General features: G+C 38.3%; 18 protein-coding genes. 2 read left to right on the top strand and 16 right to left on the bottom strand.

Features of this window, described 5'->3' with window-relative positions:
• Positions 1-72: 72 nt before the first annotated feature.
• From ribF to IGJ23_RS08075, 10 genes are all read right to left on the bottom strand, one after another.
• Positions 73-1008 carry a riboflavin biosynthesis protein RibF gene (gene ribF / locus IGJ23_RS08030; RefSeq protein WP_438774835.1) on the bottom strand — a complete coding sequence of 312 codons (936 nt, stop codon included), beginning with the start codon at positions 1006-1008 and terminating at the stop codon, positions 73-75.
• Positions 1009-1010: 2 nt separating this feature from the next.
• Positions 1011-1934 (bottom strand): tRNA pseudouridine(55) synthase TruB, encoded by a 924-nt coding sequence (truB, locus tag IGJ23_RS08035; RefSeq protein ID WP_010718888.1) that lies wholly within the window; start codon positions 1932-1934, stop codon positions 1011-1013.
• A 662-nt stretch (positions 1935-2596) separates the two neighbouring features.
• Positions 2597-2944 (bottom strand): 30S ribosome-binding factor RbfA, encoded by a 348-nt coding sequence (gene rbfA, locus IGJ23_RS08040; protein WP_010718887.1) that lies wholly within the window; start codon positions 2942-2944, stop codon positions 2597-2599.
• A 19-nt stretch (positions 2945-2963) separates the two neighbouring features.
• Complete coding sequence (gene infB, locus IGJ23_RS08045) at positions 2964-5318, bottom strand: translation initiation factor IF-2 (RefSeq protein ID WP_438774836.1); 2355 nt, start codon at positions 5316-5318, stop codon at positions 2964-2966.
• Positions 5319-5330: 12 nt separating this feature from the next.
• Entirely contained in the window at positions 5331-5642 is a 312-nt protein-coding gene (locus tag IGJ23_RS08050) for a YlxQ-related RNA-binding protein (RefSeq protein WP_010718885.1), read from the bottom strand.
• Positions 5639-5932 (bottom strand): RNase P modulator RnpM, encoded by a 294-nt coding sequence (gene rnpM / locus IGJ23_RS08055; RefSeq protein ID WP_010718884.1) that lies wholly within the window; start codon positions 5930-5932, stop codon positions 5639-5641. The genes IGJ23_RS08050 and rnpM overlap by 4 nt, the downstream gene beginning before the upstream one ends.
• A 23-nt stretch (positions 5933-5955) precedes the next feature.
• Positions 5956-7143 carry a transcription termination factor NusA gene (gene nusA / locus IGJ23_RS08060; RefSeq protein WP_096708951.1) on the bottom strand — a complete coding sequence of 396 codons (1188 nt, stop codon included), beginning with the start codon at positions 7141-7143 and terminating at the stop codon, positions 5956-5958.
• A 21-nt stretch (positions 7144-7164) separates the two neighbouring features.
• On the bottom strand, positions 7165-7638 hold the full coding sequence (gene rimP / locus IGJ23_RS08065) for a ribosome maturation factor RimP (protein WP_010718882.1): 474 nt from the start codon (positions 7636-7638) through the stop codon (positions 7165-7167).
• A 143-nt stretch (positions 7639-7781) separates the two neighbouring features.
• Entirely contained in the window at positions 7782-12134 is a 4353-nt protein-coding gene (locus IGJ23_RS08070; RefSeq protein WP_034698557.1) for a PolC-type DNA polymerase III, read from the bottom strand.
• 150 nt (positions 12135-12284) lie between these two features.
• A complete protein-coding gene (locus IGJ23_RS08075; protein ID WP_010737776.1) occupies positions 12285-12650 on the bottom strand; it encodes a winged helix-turn-helix transcriptional regulator in 366 nt (121 codons plus the stop codon).
• Between the two features lie 131 nt (positions 12651-12781).
• On the opposite strand from IGJ23_RS08075, the gene IGJ23_RS08080 reads away from it, so the two are divergent.
• Together IGJ23_RS08080 and IGJ23_RS08085 are read left to right on the top strand one after the other, a co-directional pair.
• The gene (locus IGJ23_RS08080) at positions 12782-13624 is read left to right on the top strand and encodes an aldo/keto reductase (protein WP_438774837.1); all 843 of its coding nucleotides are present in this window, start codon (positions 12782-12784) and stop codon (positions 13622-13624) included.
• Positions 13625-13640: 16 nt separating this feature from the next.
• Complete coding sequence (locus IGJ23_RS08085) at positions 13641-14435, top strand: SDR family NAD(P)-dependent oxidoreductase (RefSeq protein ID WP_438774838.1); 795 nt, start codon at positions 13641-13643, stop codon at positions 14433-14435.
• Between the two features lie 196 nt (positions 14436-14631).
• On the opposite strand, the gene IGJ23_RS08090 is transcribed toward IGJ23_RS08085, so the two are convergent.
• The 6 genes from IGJ23_RS08090 to pyrH all read right to left on the bottom strand — a co-directional run bounded on the left by IGJ23_RS08090 (position 14632) and on the right by pyrH (position 21177).
• Positions 14632-16335: a proline--tRNA ligase gene (locus IGJ23_RS08090; protein ID WP_010718877.1), complete on the bottom strand. Its 1704-nt coding sequence runs from the start codon at positions 16333-16335 to the stop codon at positions 14632-14634.
• A gap of 69 nt (positions 16336-16404) precedes the next feature.
• Positions 16405-17673, bottom strand: coding sequence for an RIP metalloprotease RseP (rseP, locus tag IGJ23_RS08095; RefSeq protein WP_010718876.1), 1269 nt, complete (start codon positions 17671-17673; stop codon positions 16405-16407).
• A gap of 384 nt (positions 17674-18057) precedes the next feature.
• Positions 18058-18858 (bottom strand): phosphatidate cytidylyltransferase, encoded by an 801-nt coding sequence (locus IGJ23_RS08100; protein WP_368016101.1) that lies wholly within the window; start codon positions 18856-18858, stop codon positions 18058-18060.
• Complete coding sequence (locus tag IGJ23_RS08105; RefSeq protein ID WP_010718874.1) at positions 18855-19664, bottom strand: isoprenyl transferase; 810 nt, start codon at positions 19662-19664, stop codon at positions 18855-18857. Before IGJ23_RS08105 ends, IGJ23_RS08100 begins: the two co-directional genes overlap by 4 nt.
• A gap of 229 nt (positions 19665-19893) precedes the next feature.
• The gene (gene frr, locus IGJ23_RS08110) at positions 19894-20451 is read right to left on the bottom strand and encodes a ribosome recycling factor (RefSeq protein WP_010718873.1); all 558 of its coding nucleotides are present in this window, start codon (positions 20449-20451) and stop codon (positions 19894-19896) included.
• A gap of 3 nt (positions 20452-20454) precedes the next feature.
• On the bottom strand, positions 20455-21177 hold the full coding sequence (pyrH, locus tag IGJ23_RS08115; protein WP_010718872.1) for a UMP kinase: 723 nt from the start codon (positions 21175-21177) through the stop codon (positions 20455-20457).
• Positions 21178-21362 lie beyond the last annotated feature (185 nt).

The following is a 21362-nucleotide window of genomic DNA, read 5'->3' on the forward strand; positions in this document are numbered from 1 at the left end:
CAAGCTACTTGCTGACTCGAATGATTTCACCAAAAAAGGCTTTTTTATTGTCTTCAGTTAAATTCAATACTTTTATTTAAAATAGTCCGCTGTCGCTTTTTCATCTGCTTTCAGTTGTTCAATCAATGATTCAACGTTTGGAAATTTCACTTGGTTTCTCAAAAAATGATGCCAACGGACTTTTACATGCTCTCCATAGATATCTTGAGCAAAATTTAAAATATATAATTCAACGGTAAGTTCACGATCATCACCAAAGGTATCATTATGACCGATTGATCCCATTGCTTGATACCACGTTTCACCAACTTTGATCTCTGAAACATAGACACCTTCTTTTGGAAGATGAACAGTACTTTTAACTTTGATGTTAGCTGTTGGGAATCCTAGCAGGCGACCACGAGCATCGCCATGGACTACCACCCCTTCGACCACGTAAGCAGCCCCCAATAAACGTGTTACTTCATTTATTTCTCCTGCGTTTAATAATTCACGTATCCGTGTCGAACTAATCTTCTCGCCACTGTCTTCTTCTTTTGGTACAGTGATGATTTCAAATCGATTTTTTGCATAATTTGGTAAGTGCGCTACATCTGCAATTTCTTTAGGTCCGTAAGTATAGTCAAAACCAGAAACAGCATATTTTGCATGAAGTCCTACGATATATTGATCGACAAATTCTTGTGGAGCTAAATGAGCAAACGATGACGTAAAATCGATTTCGTATAAATAATCAACACCTAATAGGGCCATTTTTTCTTCTTTTTGTTCCAGAGTAGTCAAATATTTTACTTGACTTGGATTTATTTTTTTGAAGACGATTGAAGGATGTTGGTTGAAAGTCATCAAAGCTAATTTCAATCCTTCTTTTTTGGCAATTTCTTTTCCCCGATTGATAACACGTTGATGGCCTAGATGTACCCCGTCAAAAAAGCCTAAAACAAGTACAACGTCTTCTGGTGGGATCTGATCTGCTTGATAAGGATGTCTAATTTTGATAATTTTCATTTTTATACCTCATTCCTCAACACTTTGCTTGGTTTTAATTTATTTTTTTCTTTTGGATTTGGCTGGTAAATACTTACTACTTTGTCTTGGTAAAAAAGTGCGATCTCTTCTGTCGGCATTTCTGCTAAGTTAAATACCTGATAATCTAAGCGCATACCATTTTTAACTTTTTCCCAAACACGATCACTAATGTCTACTCTCTTAAAACGAGCGACACCAGCTTCTAGTGGCAATAAATGTTCTTCAAAGGTTCCTGCAAGCATATAATCTGCTACTTGCTGTAAAGTGATTGCTTGCTCCTTCTTCATTCCTCCACTAGCTGTTCGAGTTAGATCGGACATGTGAGCAGGATAGCCTAATTTTTTCCCAGTATCAACAGCAAGCGTTCGTACATAAGTCCCTTTTCCGCACACTACCTCAAAACGCCAAGATAGCAACCCCTTCTCTTGGTCCCAATGCACGTCACTTGTTCTTTCAAAACGTTCAATCTGCGCTTTACGCACGGGACGTGTAACTGTTTCATTGTTTCTGGCATACTCATAAAGACGTTTGCCGTTCACTTTGACAGCTGAATACATCGGTGGTATCTGAGTGATTTCCCCGATAAAACTTTTCATCGTTTCATCAATTTCTTCATCACTGATTAATCGATCAACTGTTTTACTTTCGACGACCTCACCAGATTTGTCTTCTGTCGTTGTACTAAATCCTAATGTAATCTCTCCTTGGTATACTTTTCCTGCATCGCTTAAATATTCGATAACTTTAGTCGCTTTTCCAAGGCAAATCGGTAACACACCATCAACATCAGGGTCTAACGTACCACCATGACCAATTTTTTTCATATGTAAGATTTTTCTTAATTTAAATACACAATCATGACTTGTCATGCCACGTTCTTTCCACAAAGGTAATAATCCGTCCATGTTTTTTCTCCCTATCCAATAAAATATCAACTTTGTCATTATAACACATCCCACAATAATGTGACGATTTTACCTTTTTTCGCTACGTTTTTATTATTTGGCAACAAACTTGTAATAAAACTTCACAAACCTGTAAATACAATTCATGTTATTCTCTTAGACAAAGGCAAGCTTGAATCCTTCATTTGCAGCCTTTGATTAAAACGAGTCGCAGCTTTTAAGGAATAAATGATCCTAGTCTTCCCCAAAACAAAAAACTGAGGATCATATACGAATCTCGAAAAGAGTCTGAAGTATAAATCTAACTCTTAATAAACGGTGTCCAAGAAGCCACTTCTTAAAAATAAGAGAGAATTTTTCAAAATAAGAAAAGCTATTTTAAAAGATTCTCTCTTATTCGTTCGGAGTTGACCGCTTCTTTCACAACCTGTTCGAGACACGTACAAATTGCTCATTTTTTTCTCATGTATTCTGTACAGTAAAATTACGGTACTGTGCGTTTGTCATTTTAAACTACTTGCATTGTGTAGTTTGAACTTTTTTTCTAAAAAATTGGATGATGGTGTAACTGCGGTATCTCTGCTTTATAAAAAGCTAAAACTAAAAAAACTACTAAAAAAGAGCTATAACCCCACTTCTTAAGGTTTATAGCTCTTTTTGTTTTAATCTTTATTTAAATTACGAAGCAACTCATCAATGTGGTTACCATACCCCACTGACTCATCTAATTCAAAAGTTAATTCAGGCGTTTTATAGATGCTTAAGTTGTGTCCTAATTCACGGCGAATCAGTCCACTTGCTTTTGCTAGGCCTTCCTGTGCTTTTTTCTTATCTGAAGCTAAGTCAGATAAAATACTATAATAGATGGTTGCTTGTTGTAGATCTCCCGTAACGTGGACATCAGTGATTGTCACGTTTTCTACACGAGGATCACGAACTTTTTTGCGTAAAATATCATTTACTTCTTTTAAAATTTCTTGACCGACTCGGCGGTCTCGATAGTTTGCCATATTGAGCGGCCTCCTAAAATTAATTTGTTTTGATTTCTTCCATAATGAAGCCTTCGATGACGTCATCGACTTTGATGTCATTGAATTTTTCGATCATTGCACCACATTCATAACCCATTTTAACTTCTTTTACATCGTCTTTGAAACGTTTCAAGCTAGCTAGTTGTCCTTCGTAAATGACGATACCATCACGGATCACGCGAACGCCACTATCACGTCGAATGTATCCTTCTGTGACATAAGCCCCAGCGATCGTTCCAACTTTTGATACTTTGAATGTTTCTCGAACGATCATTTGACCAGTGATTTTTTCTTCAAACTCTGGATCTAGCATCCCTTTCATCGCCGTTTCGATTTCTTCGATTGCTTTATAAATGATTCGGTGTAAACGAATGTCCACTTCTTCATTATCCGCTTGAATTTTAGCTTGTGGTGTAGGACGAACATTGAACCCAATGATGATCGCATTACTTGCTGCTGCAAGGGTTACATCACTTTCATTGATGGCACCAACTGCAGAATGGACGATTTTCACACGTACGCCTTCTACATCGATCTTTTGCAATGAAGCAGCCAATGCTTCTGCAGAACCTTGTACATCAGCTTTAATGATAACATTTACTTCTTTTAATTCGCCTTCTTTTAAGCTTTCAAACAAGTTGTCCAATGTTACCCGACTAGTGATCGCACGATGTTCTAACAACGCACGTTTGGCACGTTCTTCACCGGCTGCACGAGCAGTTTTTTCATCTTCAAAGACAACAAAGCGGTCACCTGCTTGTGGCACATCGTTTAACCCAGTGATCTCAACTGGTGTTGCTGGTCCAGCAGATTTTTCACGACGACCTAAGTCGTTGACCATCACACGCACACGTCCATAGGTATTTCCTACTACAATTGGGTCACCTACGTTTAAAGTCCCTTGTTGAACAAGTAATGTTGTAACAGGTCCTTTTCCTTTGTCTAGACGTGCTTCAATTACTGTACCAATTGCTCGTTGTTTAGGATCTGCTTTTAGATCCTCTACTTCCGCAACCAGCAAGATCATTTCTAGCAATTCGTCAATATTTTGACCAAATTTAGCAGAGATTTCAACGAAAATCGTTTCTCCACCCCAAGCTTCTGGAATCAATTCATATTCACTTAATTCTTGCATCACGTGTTGAGGATTTGCCCCTGGTTTATCAATCTTATTAACAGCAACGATAATTGGTACGCCAGCTGCTTTCGCATGGTTGATTGCTTCGACTGTTTGTGGCATAACACCGTCATCTGCTGCTACAACTAAGATCGTGATATCAGTGATACTTGCTCCTCGCGCACGCATACTTGTAAATGCAGCATGCCCAGGTGTGTCTAAGAATGTGATTGGTTTGCCATCGATATCGATTTGGTAGGCACCGATATGTTGTGTAATCCCACCAGCTTCGCCACTTGTTACTCGTGAATGACGTAATGTATCAAGTAATGTTGTTTTCCCGTGGTCGACGTGTCCCATGATTGTTACAACTGGTGGACGAGAAACCAATGTATCAGGATTTAATTCTTCTGGTTCAAAGAATTTGTCGATATCTGCGATATCTACTTGGATTTTTTCTTGTGGTTCCATCCCATAATCTGTTGATAAGAGTTCAATCGTATCTTTATCTAGTGCTTGGTTTTGGTTGACCATTACGCCAAGCATAAATAATTTTTTGATGATCTCTGCTGGTTCACGATGGATTTTCTTCGCAATATCCGCAACGTTCATGCCTTCAGTATACTCTAATACTTCTGGTAACTCACGGAATTTACGTGGTGGTACAGCAGGTTTATTGGAAGTTTGTTGTTTTCCTTTTTTCCCTTTTTTGTTAAAACGATTGCGGTTGTTATTGTTAAATTTACCACGATTATTATTGTTGTTACGGTTTTGGTTACCACCTTGGTTTGATCCTTGGCGATTTTGGTTTCCGCCTTGTGTTGATCCTTGGCGGTTTTGATTGCCACTTTGTGTTGCTCCTTGACGGTTTTGGTTATTTCCGCCTCCATTATTACTTCGGTTTTGGTTTGTTGATTGGTTTTTTCCTTGATTCACTTGACCGCTCCCTTGACCGCGATCTTGATAGTTGCGGTTATTTTTTTGTTGTTTCGTTTTTGTTTCTTGTTTCTTTTGTTCATTCGGCTGGTTTGTGGCTGGCTTTTGGCTGGCTTGCTGTGCTGGTTTTTTATTCGTCTGTGGTTTTTTGAACGCTTGTTGCAACTTCTTTTCATCACCAGTTGTGATTGCTCCCATGTGATTCTTCACATTAATCCCAAGTTGCTGCGCCTTTTCCACAACGTCTTTACTAGGCTGATTTAATTCTTTTGCTAGTTCATAAATTCGTTTGTTGCTCATGCAATCACCTTCCTAACCTTCAATTAGCTCCTTGGTTTTCTTCGCAAAACCGTTATCTACGATTCCAAATACTTTGCGAGGCTTCCCAATCATCTGCGTGATTTCAGCTTCGGAAAATAGTTCAAAGCAAGGAACTTCATAATATGAACTCTTATCTTTCACTTTTTTCTTCGTATTCTCACTCGCATCATTTGCTACAAACACGATCTTTGCTTTCTGTTTACGAATGTCTGCAATGGTCAACTCCTCGCCGGTAATCAACTTACCAGCGCGCATCGCTAACCCAATGAGATTCATGGCTTTTTGCCGATTTCCTTCATTCATTTACCGAATAGCTCTTTTCGTGCTTTTTGATGGGTTACATAATCGAGTAACTCTTGGTAGAATTCATCTGTCAAAGTCGTTTCTAACGCCCGATCAAGAATCTTCTTATCCCAAGCTTGTTGTACTTCAGCTGGCTCAAGTGAGACATACGCACCACGGCCTGGCATTTTCCCAGTGGGATCAATCGATACTTCCCCTTCTTTGGAACGGGTAATTCGAATCATCTCTTTTTTGGGTTTCATTTCACCTGAAACCACAGATTTGCGTAAAGGAATCTTCCTTTGTTTCATCTCTTCGCCTCCTAAGCTAATTGTTAAGCATCTTGATCCGTATTTTCAACTGTTTCATCGTTGAAAGCAATCGTTTCATATTCATCATCTGTATAATCAGATTGAACGATCGCTTCATCATGAGCGACTTCTTCAGAAGCTTCTTCTTGATCTTGCGCTTGTTTTTCATAATATTCAGCCATATCTGATTCTGACTTGATATCGATTTTGTGATTTGTTAGTTTGGCAGCCAAACGTGCATTTTGTCCACGTTTACCAATCGCTAAGGATAATTGGTAATCTGGAACGACAACGGTACAAGCTTTAGGATTTTCTTCATCAAAAATCACATCGATCACTTGCGCTGGATTCAGAGCATTCGTGATAAATACCGCTGGATCTTCGTTCCACTCAACGATATCCATGTTTTCGCCCTTTAATTCATTCACGATCGCTTGCACACGCTGGCCTTTTGGTCCAACACAAGTTCCAACTGCATCAATATTTTCATCATTTGAACGAACGGCTACTTTTGAGCGATCGCCCGCTTCTCTAGCAATGCTTACGATTTCAACGATCCCATCGTAAACTTCTGGCACTTCTTGTTCGAATAAACGGCGTAATAGATCTGGATGGCTACGGCTAACGAAGACTTGTGGACCTTTTGACGTATTTTCTACACGAGAAACGTACACTTTGATACGATCATGCGGTTGATAAAATTCATTAGGCATTTGATCTTGTTTCGATAAAACTGCTTCGATCTTTCCAAGATTTACATAGATATATCGTTTATCTTGACGTTCAACGATACCTTGCATAATGTCTTTTTCATACGCGCTGAACTCATTGTAAATGATGGTTCTTTCTGCTTCTCTGACACGTTGTAAAATAACTTGTTTTGCTGTTTGTGCAGCAATTCGTCCAAAGTCTTTTGGTGTCACTTCAAAACGGATGGTATCACCAATCTCATATGCCGGATTAATCAAAAGCGCATCTTTTAATGATACTTCTAATTGTGAATCCATTACTTCTTCAGTAACTTCTTTCACAGCATAGACGTGAATTTTCCCTTTCTTTTGATCAAATTCAACTTCAACATTTTGAGCTTGACCATAATGGCGTTTGTATGCAGAAACTAAAGCAGCTTCTAAAGCGTCGATCACGATTTCTTTTGAAATCCCTTTTTCAGCTTCTAATGCATCTAATGCGTTTAGCATTTCTTTACTCATTTTTCTGTTTCCTCTCCGTGATTAAAATTGGATCGCTAAGCGAGCTTTGGCAATATTTTTTCGGTCAAGAATTAATTCTTTTTCCCGTGTTTTTATGCGTATTTTCAATATCAGCTGTTCAGCATCAACTGATTGGAGAAATCCTTCATATTGTTTTTCTCCATCAACTGGTTGATAAAGAGAAACATGGATATATTCTCCAAGCGCTTTTTCGTAATCTTTCTCTTTTTTTAATGGGCGTTCTGCCCCTGGAGATGATACCTCTAGAAAATAAGCTTGTGGGATAGGATCTGGATCTGCTGCATCAAGTTTTTCGCTAAGTTTTTCGCTAACCCATGCACATTCTTCGATATCGATTCCGCCATCTTTGTCAATGAATACTCGTAAGAACCAACTTTTGCCTTCCTTCACAAATTCTACTTCGACAAGTTCAAAATTTTGTTCCTCTAAAATCGGAGTCACCATTGCTGTGACTGTTTCAACGACGCTACTCAAAAAGTTCGCCTCCTTAAAATTGCTTCCGTAATTCCATTAAAAAGAGTGAGCGAAAATTCCGCTCACTCACAGTTAGTATCATTACCTATAAATAACTATACCATATTTCATTTAAAATGACAAGCTTCCACGCTAACCCTTGATTAGAACATATCAAACAAGGAAAGTTGGTTTTCATCTGGAAGGTCTTTCAATACCCCGTTGTCGTTCATATACTCAATCAACGTTTTAGAAACTTTTCCTCGTGTAGCAAGATCTTCTTTTGATAAGAATGGTCCATCTTTTCGTGCTTCAACGATTTGTTTTGCAACGTTTGTTCCTAAACTTGGGACAGCTCTAAATGGTGCGATCAATGTGTCTCCTTCGATCACGAAGTTCACGGCATCTGATTTATATAGATCGATCATGCCAAAATGGAAGCCTCTTTCCAACATTTCATTCGCTAATTCAAGGACGGTCAACTGATTTTTCTCTTTGACTGAGGCATCCAAACCTTTATCTGTGATTTCTTTCATCGCTTGTTTTACCGCATCTTTCCCTTTACACATAGCCACAAGATTAAAATCATCCGCTCGAACTGAGAAATAGGCACAATAGTATAAAATAGGGAAATAGACTTTAAAATAAGCTACACGTAAGGCCATCAAAACATAAGCCGCTGCATGGGCTTTTGGGAACATATATTTGATTTTAGAACAAGAATCAATGTACCAATCTGGAACATTGTTTTCTTTCATGGCGGATAGATAGGTTTCTCGTAATTCATCAGGGATCTTGTTCCATAGCCCTTTACGAACGGTTTCCATAATCTTAAAAGCCATCCCACTATCTAATCCAGCATGGATCAAGTAAACCATGATATCATCCCGACAACCAATTACTTCAGCCAAAGTTGCATCCCCACGTTTGATCAATTCTTCTGCATTGCCTAACCACACATCGGTCCCATGTGATAATCCGGAAATCTGTAAGAGTTCAGCAAAAGTCGTTGGATGTGTTTCTTCCAACATTCCCCGAACAAAGCGTGTCCCAAACTCTGGGATACCTAGTGTCCCTGTTTTAGAATAAATCTGTTCACTGGTAACGTTCAAGACATCTGGACCGGCAAAAATTCTCATTACTTCTGGATCGTCAGTTGGGATCGTTTGTGGATCGATTCCCGATAAATCCTGCAACATACGGATTACTGTCGGATCATCATGTCCCAGAATATCAAGCTTCAGTACATTATCATGGATAGAATGGAAATCAAAATGCGTTGTTTTCCATTCTGAATTTTGATCATCTGCTGGATATTGGATCGGTGTAAAATCATATACGTCCATGTAATCGGGAATAACGATGATCCCCCCTGGATGTTGTCCAGTCGTTCGCTTCACGCCAGTCGCACCTTTGGCTAATCGATCAACTTCAGCACTGCGAAATTGTAAATTATGATCTCGCTCATAACCTTTAACAAAGCCATAAGCTGTTTTATCGGCAACTGTACCGATTGTTCCTGCTCGATAAACATATTCTTCCCCAAACAAAACTTTCGTATAGTTGTGCGCTTCTGCTTGGTAATCACCTGAAAAGTTCAAATCGATATCTGGTACTTTGTCTCCATGGAACCCTAAGAACGTTTCAAAAGGAATATCATGGCCATCTTTATTTAATCGTGCGCCACATTTCGGACATTTTTTTTCAGGCATATCAAACCCCGAACCGTAAGTACCATCTTCAAAGAATTCTGAATACTGGCAATCAGGACAATAATAGTGAGGGGCTAATGGATTTACTTCAGTGATCCCAGTCATCGTTGCAACAAAACTAGAACCAACTGACCCACGTGAACCAACTAAATAACCATCTTCGTTACTTTTATGCACCAGTTTTTGCGCAATCAAATAGATCACAGAAAACCCATTCCCGTTGATCGAATTCAATTCTTTTTCTAATCGTTTTTCAATGATTTCTGGTAATGGATCACCGTACAACTGTTTAGCTCTGGTATAACTCAAATCAGAAATCTCTTCTTCAGATCCAGGAATTTTTGGCGTATACAAATCATCTTTCACCGGAATGACCTCTTCACAAAGGTCAGCAATCTTATTCGTATTGTCCACGACGATTTCTTTCGCTAGGTCTTTTCCTAAAAAGTTAAAAGCAGTCAACATCTCATCTGTTGTTCTAAAATGCACATCAGGCAAACTATGTCGGTTCAACGGATTAGCCCCACCCATTGAATTAATCAAAATCTTCCGATAGATTGCATCTTCTTCATTAAGGTAATGAACATTCCCAGTAGCAACGACGATTTTGTCCAATGACTTTCCGATTTCAACTAGATTTTTGATGATTTCTTCTAAATCATGTTCATTTTTGACTAGTTCTTGCTCAAGCAATGGTGCATAGACCGCTTTTGGCATCACTTCAATATAATCATAAAATTTTGCTCGATTTCTAGCTTCTTCAATTCCTTTTTGCATCATTGCTTCGAAAATCTCACCTTTATCACAAGCAGAGCCAATGAAAAGATTCTCACGTAATTTCTTCAGTTGTGAACGAGGAATACGTGGGACACGTTCAAAATATTCCACATTCGACATCGAGATTAATTTGAATAAATCTTTTAATCCAGCTTGATTTTTCGCTAAGATCGTCACATGAAATGGCCTTGCTCGTTTATACGAATCGCCTTCTCCCACATGAGCATTGAGTTGATCATGGTAGAGCATCTCATGGTTTTCCATTGCTTCTTTAACGAAAATCCATGCTAAATGACCTGTCGCTTCAGCATCGTAAATCGCTCGGTGATGCTGTTCAAGACTGACACCAAATTTTTTAGATAACACACCTAGACCAAATCGTTTAAATTGAGGATACAGATATCTGGCTAATTCCAGCGTATCGATGACTGGATTCGTCGCCTCTGGAATTCCATATTTTGCATAACTTGTATTCAAGAATCCCATATCAAACGCGGCATTATGGGCGACCAGAATCGAATCTTTTGAAAACTCGAGAAACAGACGTAGGACTTCTTCTTCTGATTTAGATCCTCGTACCATTTCATCTGTGATCCCAGTTAGATCAATTGTTGTGCGGGAAAGTGGGTGTCCGGGATCAATAAATTCATCAAAGCTTTCAATGACATTCCCTTTATACATCTTGACCGCAGCTAATTCGATGATCGTATCATAAACAGCAGATAGTCCAGTGGTTTCCACGTCAAATACGACATATGTTCCTTCATTCAAAGAAACATGTTCATCATTGTAAGCAATCGGCACACCATCATCTACAACATTGGCTTCAACCCCATAAAGAATTTTTACGCCTGCTTTTTTACCGGCACTATGCGCTTCAGGAAATGCTTGTGCCCCTCCATGATCCGTGATCGCAATCGCTTTGTGTCCCCATTTTCCAGCTTGAGCCACAAGGTCAGAGATACTATTGGTTGCATCCATCGTACTCATATTACTATGAACATGTAATTCCACTCGTTTCTCATCGTCAGGAGCATAGTCTTTACGAGGTGCATGCTTCACCTCAATGATATCTTGTGCATTCATCACCAGGTCTCGCACAAATGTATCTTCTTGGATACTTCCTCTAACTTTTAACCAGCTTCCTACGCTGATTGCATCAAAGATTTGTTCATCTTTTTCATTATTTGAAAATTTCTTAACAATAAAAGAAGAAGTATAATCGGTGATTTTTAACGTTAGGATTTTACGTTTTGAACGTAGCTCACGCACTTCTTTATCAAATACATAGCCTTCCAAGGTCACACGACGTTCTTCTTCAACGATATTGATCATTGGTATTGTCGGTTCATCTGCTGGAATATTACGACCTAACTGGATCGGTCCATCTAGTACAGGAAGTTGCTCTTTTCTTTCTTTTTTCTTTTGTTCATGGACAATCAAACTTTCCGCAGCTTGCTTCATGAACGCTTCTGCTTGTTCTTGCTTCCGCTCTTCAAACAGTTTTAGCACACGTTCTGCTTGTTCTTCATCAATTTCAGGTTCGATACGAAATTTAGGGAACCCGTAGCTGACAAACAGCGTTTCAACTAAAGGTAGATATTGTTGCTTTAAATAATTAATCGCGCCATTACTATCGACTGGCAAGACAATTTTCTTTTCCTTCAATATAGGGACTTGTGTTTTTAAAACTTGTTGAGCCAACGGCGTATCGCATTGTTGGCTTTCTAAAGCTTGTGCCCAATAATCTTGTAATAATTTTTCATCAAACTGCTGATCATCAGCTTTGATAGTTAATCTGATCTGTGCAATATCTTTAAATGCCAGTGTCAAATTTTGGAGCAATGATCGATAAAGCATGATCGGTAAAATTTGAGTAAAGTGTAGGGTAAACTCCCACAATCTTGATTTGCGGTGAACCACTACACGCTCCATTTCGCCAGCAGAGATTAGTGGATGATTTTTTTCCACTTCTTCTAGTTGGATTTGTTCCAACAATTTTTCAAATAACTCTCGTTTTTCTGACAAAACCATACGCCCTTTCTGACGAGGACAAATCAATGCTATTTCATTTGAACCTCTTCTTCTTTCAGTACTATTTAGTATACCCGTTTTTACATGGATTTACATTAAAAAAACGACAAAGAATTTTCTTTCTCGTTCTAAATCGTTGATTACTTAGCTAAATGAATCCTCACAACGTAAGCTGATTGGTACTCCTTGCTCTTGCAACGTAGTAACATGCAGTTCGCCCCAATCACATAACGCATCTAACACACTACTTAATGTTTGACCATATTCACTTAAGGAATAAACAACTTTTGGTGGAACCTGATGATATGAGGTTCGTACAACAATACCGTCTGCTTCTAATTCACGCAATTGTTGAGTCAACATCTTTTGGCTAAGATTAGGAATTTTTCGTTTTAAGTCGCTGGGACGAAGCGGACTGTGACGCAAGTTGCATAAAATAATCGGTTTCCATTTCCCACCGATAACATCCATCGTGGCTTCTACACCAATATTATACGTTTTTTCAATCATATTTCCCTCCTAAAATCCTTTTACTATCCAATAGTTACTTTTTAGACACTATAGCACAATAAAGTAGGTACTATCTATTAGAGCCTATCTAGTATACATTATATCTATTGAAAATTAAAGGAGGAGTATAGATGATCCATTCATTGAATGATCGAATCATGTTAAATAACCAAATAGAAATTCCAGGGATAGGACTTGGTGTCTTTCAAATCCCTGATACCCAAACTGCTGAAGTAGTCAAAGAAGGCATTGTAAAGGGCTATCGGTTGATTGATACTGCTCAAATATATGATAATGAAATTGGTACAGGAATCGGAATCAAAGAAGGGCTGAAAGCTGCTGGAATTTCTCGAGAAGAACTATTCGTAACCTCCAAAGTCTGGAACGATCATTTAACCTATGACGAAACGATCCAAGCTTTTGAAACCAGTTTAGCACGTCTAGGACTAGACTATCTAGATCTTTATTTAATCCATTGGCCTGGCGAAGATGCATTTTTAGAGTCATGGCGTGCTTTGGAAAAATTATATCAAGCGGGGAAAATCAAAGCGATTGGTGTTAGCAATTTTCAAATCACTCATTTAGATAAATTATTGACACATGCGAATGTCATTCCCGTTCTCAACCAAGTGGAACTACATCCAAAGTTATCTCAAATTGAACTACGCAATTTCTGCGCAAAACATGCAATAAAGATCCAAGCGTGGTCCCCTTTGATGCAAGGGAAACTATTGAATCACCCAACTATAGTAGAGATTGCTGAAGCGCATCATATTACTCCAGCCCAAGTAATCTTACGTTGGGATGTCCAGCAAGACATCTTATTAGTGGTCAAGTCAGTTAAGCCCGAACGAATGAAAAGTAATGCTGACATTTTTGATTTCGTTCTTTCTGAAGATGAAATGACGGTTTTGAATGCACTGAACGATCATTTTCGGGTAGGACCAAATCCTGATACATTCGATTTTAAATAAAGGAGGAAGATGTAAGATGGAACTAGGTTTATCTCATAAGGTTGCGTTAGTCACTGGCTCAACGAAAGGCATCGGAAAGGCCATTGCGATCGAATTGGCAAAAGAAGGTGCAGATGTCATCATCAATGGTCGTCACGCACCGCTTGTTGATCAAGTGGTCACTGAATTAAAAGAAAAATTCCCCCAAACTAACCCTCAGCGTGCGCCATTTGATTTAGCAGATCCAGAAGCACGGCAAGAACTGTTTACGCAATTTCCTACAGTAGATATTTTGATCAATAATATGGGGATTTTTGAACCGATGGATTATTTAGCTATCACAGATGATATTTGGGAACATTTTTTCCAAGTCAATGTTCTTGCTGGAAATGCATTAGCCAAAAATTATTTACCTAAAATGTTGAAGCAAGATTTTGGTCGTATCCTTTTTATTGCGAGTGAAGAAGCAGTGATGCCTTCAGGTGAAATGGCTCAATACAGTATGACCAAAACGATGAATCTTTCTTTAGCAAAAAGTTTATCCAAATTGACTGTTGGCTCTCAAGTGACCGTCAACACGATCGTGCCTGGCTCCACCTTGACAGAGGGCGTTCAAGAAATGTTAACAACAATGTACGCAGACAGCCAATTACCTGAATCTGAATGGGAACAAGATTTTATGAAAAATCATCGTCCACTCTCACAGATCCAACGCTTGATCCGACCAGAAGAAATCGGGCGTTTTGTTGCCTTTGTTTCTAGCCCCTATGCAACTTCTTTTTCTGGCGCTGCCTTGCGACTTGATGGAGGATTGGTGCCAACGATTTATTAAGAACGATTTTGTAACACAAATCAATTTCTTCTTACTAAAGAGCCAGTATGATTTTTCATTCGAACAAATGTGAGAAACAAAAAACGAAGGATACCGAGCCAAAACTTGCCTCAGTCTCATTAGAAAAAAGACAAGCCCAACTATTTGTTAGGCTTGTCTTTCATTTCAAGCAAGAATTTTCTTTCTTGACTGTATTTTATTGATTTAAAAGAATGGGTAACGTATTTGCTAGCTCTTCTTTGCGAACTTCAACCATTTCCCCAGTTTTCTTAATTTTGACTTCAACGATACCATCCACCGCTTTTTTACCTACTGTAATTCTAATTGGACAGCCAATTAAGTCAGAATCTGCAAATTTCACACCTGCACGCTCATTACGATCGTCAACGAGTACTTGATAACCAGCAGCTAACATCGTTTGTTCGACTTCTTCGGTTAAGTTCGTTTGGTTTTCGTCTTTTAGATTCATTTGAACAACATGTAAATCAAAAGGCGCGATTCCTTTAGGCCAGTTAATGCCATTTTCATCTGAATTTTGTTCAACGATTGCTGAAAGCAGACGACTTACGCCAATTCCGTAACAACCCATAATGACAAATTTTTCACGTCCATTTTCATCTAATACGGTTGCGCCCATTGATTCACTATAGCGTGTGCCTAATTTAAAGATATGTCCGATTTCGATTCCACGTGTAAATGCCAATACACCATTATTATCAGGTGATGGATCTCCTTCTTGAACAAAGCGAAGATCTTCATATGAGATCACTTCAAAATCTCGTTCTGGGTTGACATTCACATAATGGAACCCAGTTTCATTCGCTCCAGTAATAGCGTTCGCTAAGTCTTGGACATGACGATCAGCGTAGACTTTTACTTCTTCTGCTACACCGATTGGACCAACAGAGCCGAAATCTGCTCCTAGGTATTTTTGAGCATCTTCTTCTGTTGCTTCTTCTAAGAAATCAACCGCTAAAAAGTTTTTCAGTTTCACATCATTGACATCGTGGTCCCCACGTACTAATACCAATACTGGGTTTTCGTCAGCCATAAATAAAACAGATTTGATGATTTTTTGTGGCTCAGTTTCAAAGAAGTTCGCTACTTCTTCAATCGTTTTTACATCTGGTGTCGCAATTTTTTCTAATTCAAGTTGTGTTTCATGTGATTTTTTAGGGACATAATAACTTGTCGCCATTTCTAAGTTAGCGGCATAATCGCTTTCTGTTGAGTAACAGATCGTATCTTCACCGATTTCTGAGATCGCCATGAATTCTTTTGAATCTTTACCACCCATTGCGCCACCATCACCAATGATTGCTCGGAAATCTAACCCACAACGTTTGAAAATCTCAGTATATGCTTTTTCATAATCTTTATACGCTTCATCTAAACTTTCTTCTGATGAATGGAAAGAGTAAGCATCTTTCATAATAAATTCTCTGCCACGTAATAACCCAAACCGTGGACGTTTTTCATCACGATATTTTGTCTGGATTTGGTAAAGGTTCAACGGCAATTTTTTATAGGAATTGACTTCATTGCGAATCAATTCAGTAAATGTTTCTTCATGAGTTGGACCTAAGATCATTTTGCGATCATTACGATCATTGAGACGATATAAATTTGGGCCGTAAGTTTCATAACGACCAGATTCTTCCCACAATTCCGCAGGTAAGAGAGCTGGCATCAACATTTCGACAGCGCCAATCTTTTCAAATTCTTCACGCATGATCGTTTTTAATTTTTCCAATACACGATTAGCAAGAGGCAAATAAGAATAAATACCAGCTGAAACTTGGCGAATATACCCTGCTCTTAATAAAATTTGATGACTTAGTACTTCTGCATCATTTGGAACTTCTCGTAATGTTGGAATCAACATTTTTGATTGTCTCATTCTATATACTCCTTCATTTCTCATATAATCATTTATCGTTTGTAATTATACCCTATTTATAAACTTTTTCTAGAAAAAGAATCGTTGGATATCATTCCATGTGACTAATACCATTAAAAGCATCAATAAACCGAAGCCTGCTAATGTGATAAAGCCTTCTTTTTCTTGGCTGATTGGTTTTCCACGAATCCCTTCCACGACGTTCAAGACAAGCTTTCCTCCGTCAAGCGCTGGAATTGGTAATAAGTTAACGATTCCCAAATTCATCGAAAGAATGGCCATCAAGCTAATGACCGTTAATATTCCTTGATCTGCAGCTTCTGAAGATAATTGGAACATCATTACAGGACCGCCCAATTTATTTAAACTAAAGTTTGTAAATAATGAGCCTAGTGCTTTAAAAATTTCTAATGAACTACTGAAAGCTTGTTGTGTTCCTCCAATGATTTTGTCAAAAAATCCCGTTTTCATTGGTGCTTTGATTCCTAATTGCCCATATTTTTTTCCATTCGATTCTACCACGCCTGGTGTTACTGAAAGGGTTTGTTTCTGACCATTGCGCTCGACTTCAACATTGAGTTTTTTCCCAGGATTCTCGGTGATCGTAGCCGTTAGATCTCCCCAAGAATGAATGGCATTACCATTGATCTCCAAGATTTTATCATTTTCTTTTAAACCAGCAGTTTGTGCTGCACCATTAGGTAAGACTTCGCCAATTTGATTCGTGTTAGTGACTTGAACTCCGCCATGCATAAAAGCAAGCAGAATAAATAACAAAATAGCTAACAAGAAATTATTCATTGGTCCTGCGAAATTCGTCAACATCCGTTGCCATAATTTGGCTGATTGGAACTGCACGTCTTTTGGAGCGATTCGAAGTTCTGTGCCATCGGCTTCAATGATCGAAGCATCATGCGCGACAGAATAAGTCACTTCTTGTTCTTCCTCGCCATTGACATAGCCAGTAATCGTTAATTCTTCTTCAAGATCATAACGAATCAATTCCATGGGGATACTATTTGTAAGCTGTACTTTTTTACTTAAATTGATTTTCTCTACGATACCATCAGAATTTAATAAAAGAGATAACGGCATTCCCGGAGCCATCTCTGTTTCATCGTCCCCGTTTCCTGCCATCCTCACATAACCTCCGATTGGCAATAAACGTAGTGTATAGGTAGTTCCGTCCTTAGCTTGATGCCCATAAATTTTGGGTCCCATACCAATTGCAAACTCTCGAACGAGAATTCCTGATCGTTTCGCAAAGAAGAAGTGTCCAAATTCATGAACAATGACCAAAATGCCAAAAACAATAATAAATGTAATAATTGTTTTCATTTTACATTCTCCTTTACTTTTTTTTAGGTTAAATAAAACATCTTAATTTTACCATATTAATAGCTATTCACCAATAGCCCTAGTTTTTTTAAAGAAAAGAGGTGGCGCTGGAAATAATCAATTTTTAGAAATAAGCCGAATAATCCAAAACTATTTTTCTTCTGGATTATTCGGCTTATTTTCTGAACGAACAACTTCTAAGACACCACGTATTCTTTTTTGAGTAAGATGTGAACATAAAGCTCGCATATTGATTTGAAAAAAGATAATGCTTCATTCCCATACCCATATTTAGTTAACAACTCATTGGCATCCTATTAAACTATTGTTATTTATAAATGAGTAGACGATTAGGCAAGTGCTCATTCAAGTCTTTGATGATCACTAAATCAATCCAAATAAATGCATGATTGGAAAGACAAAAAGCAAACTATCAAAACGATCTAGTATCCCGCCATGCCCTGGTAAGATATTCCCAGAATCTTTGACATCGTAGTGACGTTTGATTGAAGATTCAACGAGATCACCAAATTGTCCCACGATCGATAAGAGCATCGTTACAAGGAGCATGAAGAACAGCCCATGTCCAAATAATTCTTTGGCTGGATAGAACAAGAAGTACAACAAAGCAACGACTAATGCACTAGCAATACCACCTAATGCTCCTTCGATTGTTTTATTCGGTGAAACATCTGGACTTAACTTATGTTTTCCGTATTGTCTTCCAACCATATAAGCACCGATATCAGTTGCCCAAACGACAAATAATCCAAAGAGCAAGACTGCCAAACCTTCTGTTCTTGCATTGACGAAATTTTGAAATCCAATACCTACATATAAACTAGTAATTACCGGGAATCCCGCTTCATCAATCGTATAGGTATTCTTTGAAATAACTGATGTCCCTAACAAGATCATGACGATCAAGTAAAAGAGCATAAACGTGCTTGTCTTCTCCGATAAAAAGAAAAACCAACGTTCTTTTGGTAGAACTAAAATGACTGCTCCAATCGCTGATAATATTCCTTCAAAACTTAACAACGTCAAGCCCTTCATACGGAATAACTCATAGACACCGACGACTGCTAACAAAGCTGCTACAAATTCGATTGTGATTCCACCGATCCATATAATTGGTATAAATAGGACCAGGGCAATAGCAGCTGTGATCACTCGTTGCTTCATGACTGATCTCCTTCTTTCTCTGTTTTCTTCACGCCACCGAAACGACGGTCTCTGTTTTGAAATGCTGCGATTGCTTCTTCTAGATGCGCCCCATCAAAATCAGGCCACAAAGCTTTTGTGAAATACAATTCGCTGTATGCAAGTTGCCAAAGCAAGAAGTTACTAATTCTTTCTTCCCCACTTGTTCGAATAACCAATTCAGGATCCCGCCATTCGGTTGGCAAAAAACCAGTCATGAGATGATCTGCAATCAGTTCTTCGTCAATAGCTTCAATCGCAGTTTCTTCATTTTTGACTTCTTCAGCAATTTTTTTGACTGCTGTCACAATCTCTGCTCTGCTTCCATAATTCAAAGCAAAGTTAAGGATCATTCCAGTATTATCTTTTGTTTGCTCAATTGCTCGACGAACAGCATCTTGTGTATGTTCAGGTAATACTTCTTCATAGCCCATGACACGAACCTGAACGTTTTCTTTGATCAATTCTGGAACAAATGTATCAAAAAAATCCACTGGAAGTTGCATCAAAAAACGGACTTCATCTTTTGGTCGTTTCCAATTTTCTGTTGAAAAAGCATAGAGGGTTAAAACTTTCACACCTAAACGAGAAGCTTGTTTGGTTACTTTTTTAACTGTCTCCATCCCTTCTTTATGTCCAGCAACTCGAGGTAAACGTCGATTTTGGGCCCAACGACCATTTCCGTCCATAATGATTGCGATATGCTGAGGAATGGGACCTTCAGCCGCAAAATGAAAATCACTTTTTTCTTGAATATACTTGTTTTTTTGCGGAAAAAAACGTAACATTCTTTTTCCTCCTATACTTAAAAGTTACCACTATCTTTAGTATTATATCAATTTATCACGTGATTTCCTATGCTGGATTACTTTTTTTAGTTATTTCTACGACTTTTTTCTTATTTTTTAACTTTTGCTATAAAAAAAGCCTTGGACAAGAAATCGTCCAAGGCTTTTTAGTAGGTGTAAAAATACATAAACGGCATTGATAAAAGACTGATTCTACCAAGCTTTATGATTAAACTTCCAGTAATTCTTGTTCTTTGTCACTAGCAATTTTATCTACTTCTTTGATGCTTTCATCGGTTAGTTTTTGTACTTCTTTTTCTAATCCACGTAGATCATCTTCTGTGATATCGCCATTTTTTTGTTGTTTTTTGTATTCATCAATTGCATCACGACGAATGTTACGAACAGCGATTTTTGCATTTTCTGCTTCTTTTTTTACATCTTTTGCTAATTCTTTACGACGTTCTTCAGTTAATTGAGGAATAATTAAACGAATGACATTCCCATCATTGGTTGGACTGATTCCAATATCACTTGCCATAATTGCTTTTTCAACATCTTGTAAAATGCTCTTATCAAATGGAGTGATCATTAAAACACGTGCTTCCGGGATTTGGATTGAAGCCATTTGGTTCAAAGGTGTTGGTGCACCATAATAATTAACTGTGATTCGATCAAGTAAACTTGCATTGGCACGTCCTGCACGAATTTGTCCAAGCTCACGTTGTAAATTTTGTGCTGCTTTTTGCATCTTTTCTTTTGCTTCTGTCATAATTGCATCTGCCATTTTTTATTTCCCCCTTACAGTTGTTCCGATATTTTCGCCTAAGATTGCACGACGGATATTTCCATGTTCATTTAAATTAAAGACAAGCAATGGGATGTCATTGTCCATGCTTAGTGAGCTAGCGGTAGAGTCCATTACTTGCAACCCTTTTGCAATCACTTCTAAATGAGTCAATTCTTCAAATTTCACAGCATTTGAATCTAATTTTGGATCAGCTGAATAAACACCATCAACATTGTTTTTAGCCATTAAAATAACATCAGCGCCAATCTCAGCTGCGCGTAATGCTGCAGTAGTGTCTGTTGAAAAGTATGGATTCCCAGTTCCACCTGCAAAAATCACGATTCGGCCTTTTTCTAAATGACGTTCTGCTTTTCTGCGAATATATGGTTCAGCAATTTGTCGCATTTCGATTGATGTTTGGACACGTGTTGGCACACCAACATTTTCCAAAGTATCTTGCAACGCTAAAGCATTCATTACAGTTGCCAGCATCCCCATGTAATCAGCTTGAGCACGTTCCATTCCCATCTGAGCACCGATTTGTCCGCGCCAAATATTGCCGCCGCCTACCACGATTGCCATTTCAACGCCTAATTCGTGTACTTCTTTGATTTCTTGGATGATTTCTTTAATAACAGGCGGTTTGATTCCAAAGCCTTCATTCCCAGCTAAAGCTTCTCCACTTAATTTTAAGACAACACGCTGATATTTCGGTGTGACCATGTTCATTCCTCCAATATTTTCTATTGCTATTTTACCATATTCAGGTAATTTAGCCACTAAAAGTCTAACTATTTGTACCTATGCCTAAAAAAAAGAGCTGTGACATACGTCGCTGCTCCTTTTTAATTCCAAATAAGCATACTATCTAATGTTGATCCAACATTTAAAAAGTGACTCGCAAAATG

The sequence above is a fragment of the Enterococcus sp. DIV1682a genome, from assembly GCF_051711005.1.
GTDB lineage: Bacteria > Bacillota > Bacilli > Lactobacillales > Enterococcaceae > Enterococcus_B > Enterococcus_B hirae.

What these genes read in the sequence shown, in the direction of transcription:
- IGJ23_RS08080 (WP_438774837.1), top strand. Translation starts at nt 12,782, where the DNA reads ATGATCCATTCATTGAATGATCGAATCATGTTAAATAACCAAATAGAA.
- rbfA (WP_010718887.1), bottom strand. Translation starts at nt 2,944, where the DNA reads ATGGCAAACTATCGAGACCGCCGAGTCGGTCAAGAAATTTTAAAAGAA.
- infB (WP_438774836.1), bottom strand. Translation starts at nt 5,318, where the DNA reads ATGAGCAACAAACGAATTTATGAACTAGCAAAAGAATTAAATCAGCCT.
- rseP (WP_010718876.1), bottom strand. Translation starts at nt 17,673, where the DNA reads ATGAAAACAATTATTACATTTATTATTGTTTTTGGCATTTTGGTCATT.
- IGJ23_RS08100 (WP_368016101.1), bottom strand. Translation starts at nt 18,858, where the DNA reads ATGAAGCAACGAGTGATCACAGCTGCTATTGCCCTGGTCCTATTTATA.
- nusA (WP_096708951.1), bottom strand. Translation starts at nt 7,143, where the DNA reads ATGAGTAAAGAAATGCTAAACGCATTAGATGCATTAGAAGCTGAAAAA.
- IGJ23_RS08075 (WP_010737776.1), bottom strand. Translation starts at nt 12,650, where the DNA reads ATGATTGAAAAAACGTATAATATTGGTGTAGAAGCCACGATGGATGTT.
- rnpM (WP_010718884.1), bottom strand. Translation starts at nt 5,932, where the DNA reads ATGAAACAAAGGAAGATTCCTTTACGCAAATCTGTGGTTTCAGGTGAA.
- IGJ23_RS08090 (WP_010718877.1), bottom strand. Translation starts at nt 16,335, where the DNA reads ATGAGACAATCAAAAATGTTGATTCCAACATTACGAGAAGTTCCAAAT.
- pyrH (WP_010718872.1), bottom strand. Translation starts at nt 21,177, where the DNA reads ATGGTCACACCGAAATATCAGCGTGTTGTCTTAAAATTAAGTGGAGAA.
- IGJ23_RS08050 (WP_010718885.1), bottom strand. Translation starts at nt 5,642, where the DNA reads ATGAATGAAGGAAATCGGCAAAAAGCCATGAATCTCATTGGGTTAGCG.
- truB (WP_010718888.1), bottom strand. Translation starts at nt 1,934, where the DNA reads ATGGACGGATTATTACCTTTGTGGAAAGAACGTGGCATGACAAGTCAT.
- IGJ23_RS08105 (WP_010718874.1), bottom strand. Translation starts at nt 19,664, where the DNA reads ATGTTACGTTTTTTTCCGCAAAAAAACAAGTATATTCAAGAAAAAAGT.
- ribF (WP_438774835.1), bottom strand. Translation starts at nt 1,008, where the DNA reads ATGAAAATTATCAAAATTAGACATCCTTATCAAGCAGATCAGATCCCA.
- frr (WP_010718873.1), bottom strand. Translation starts at nt 20,451, where the DNA reads ATGGCAGATGCAATTATGACAGAAGCAAAAGAAAAGATGCAAAAAGCA.
- IGJ23_RS08085 (WP_438774838.1), top strand. Translation starts at nt 13,641, where the DNA reads ATGGAACTAGGTTTATCTCATAAGGTTGCGTTAGTCACTGGCTCAACG.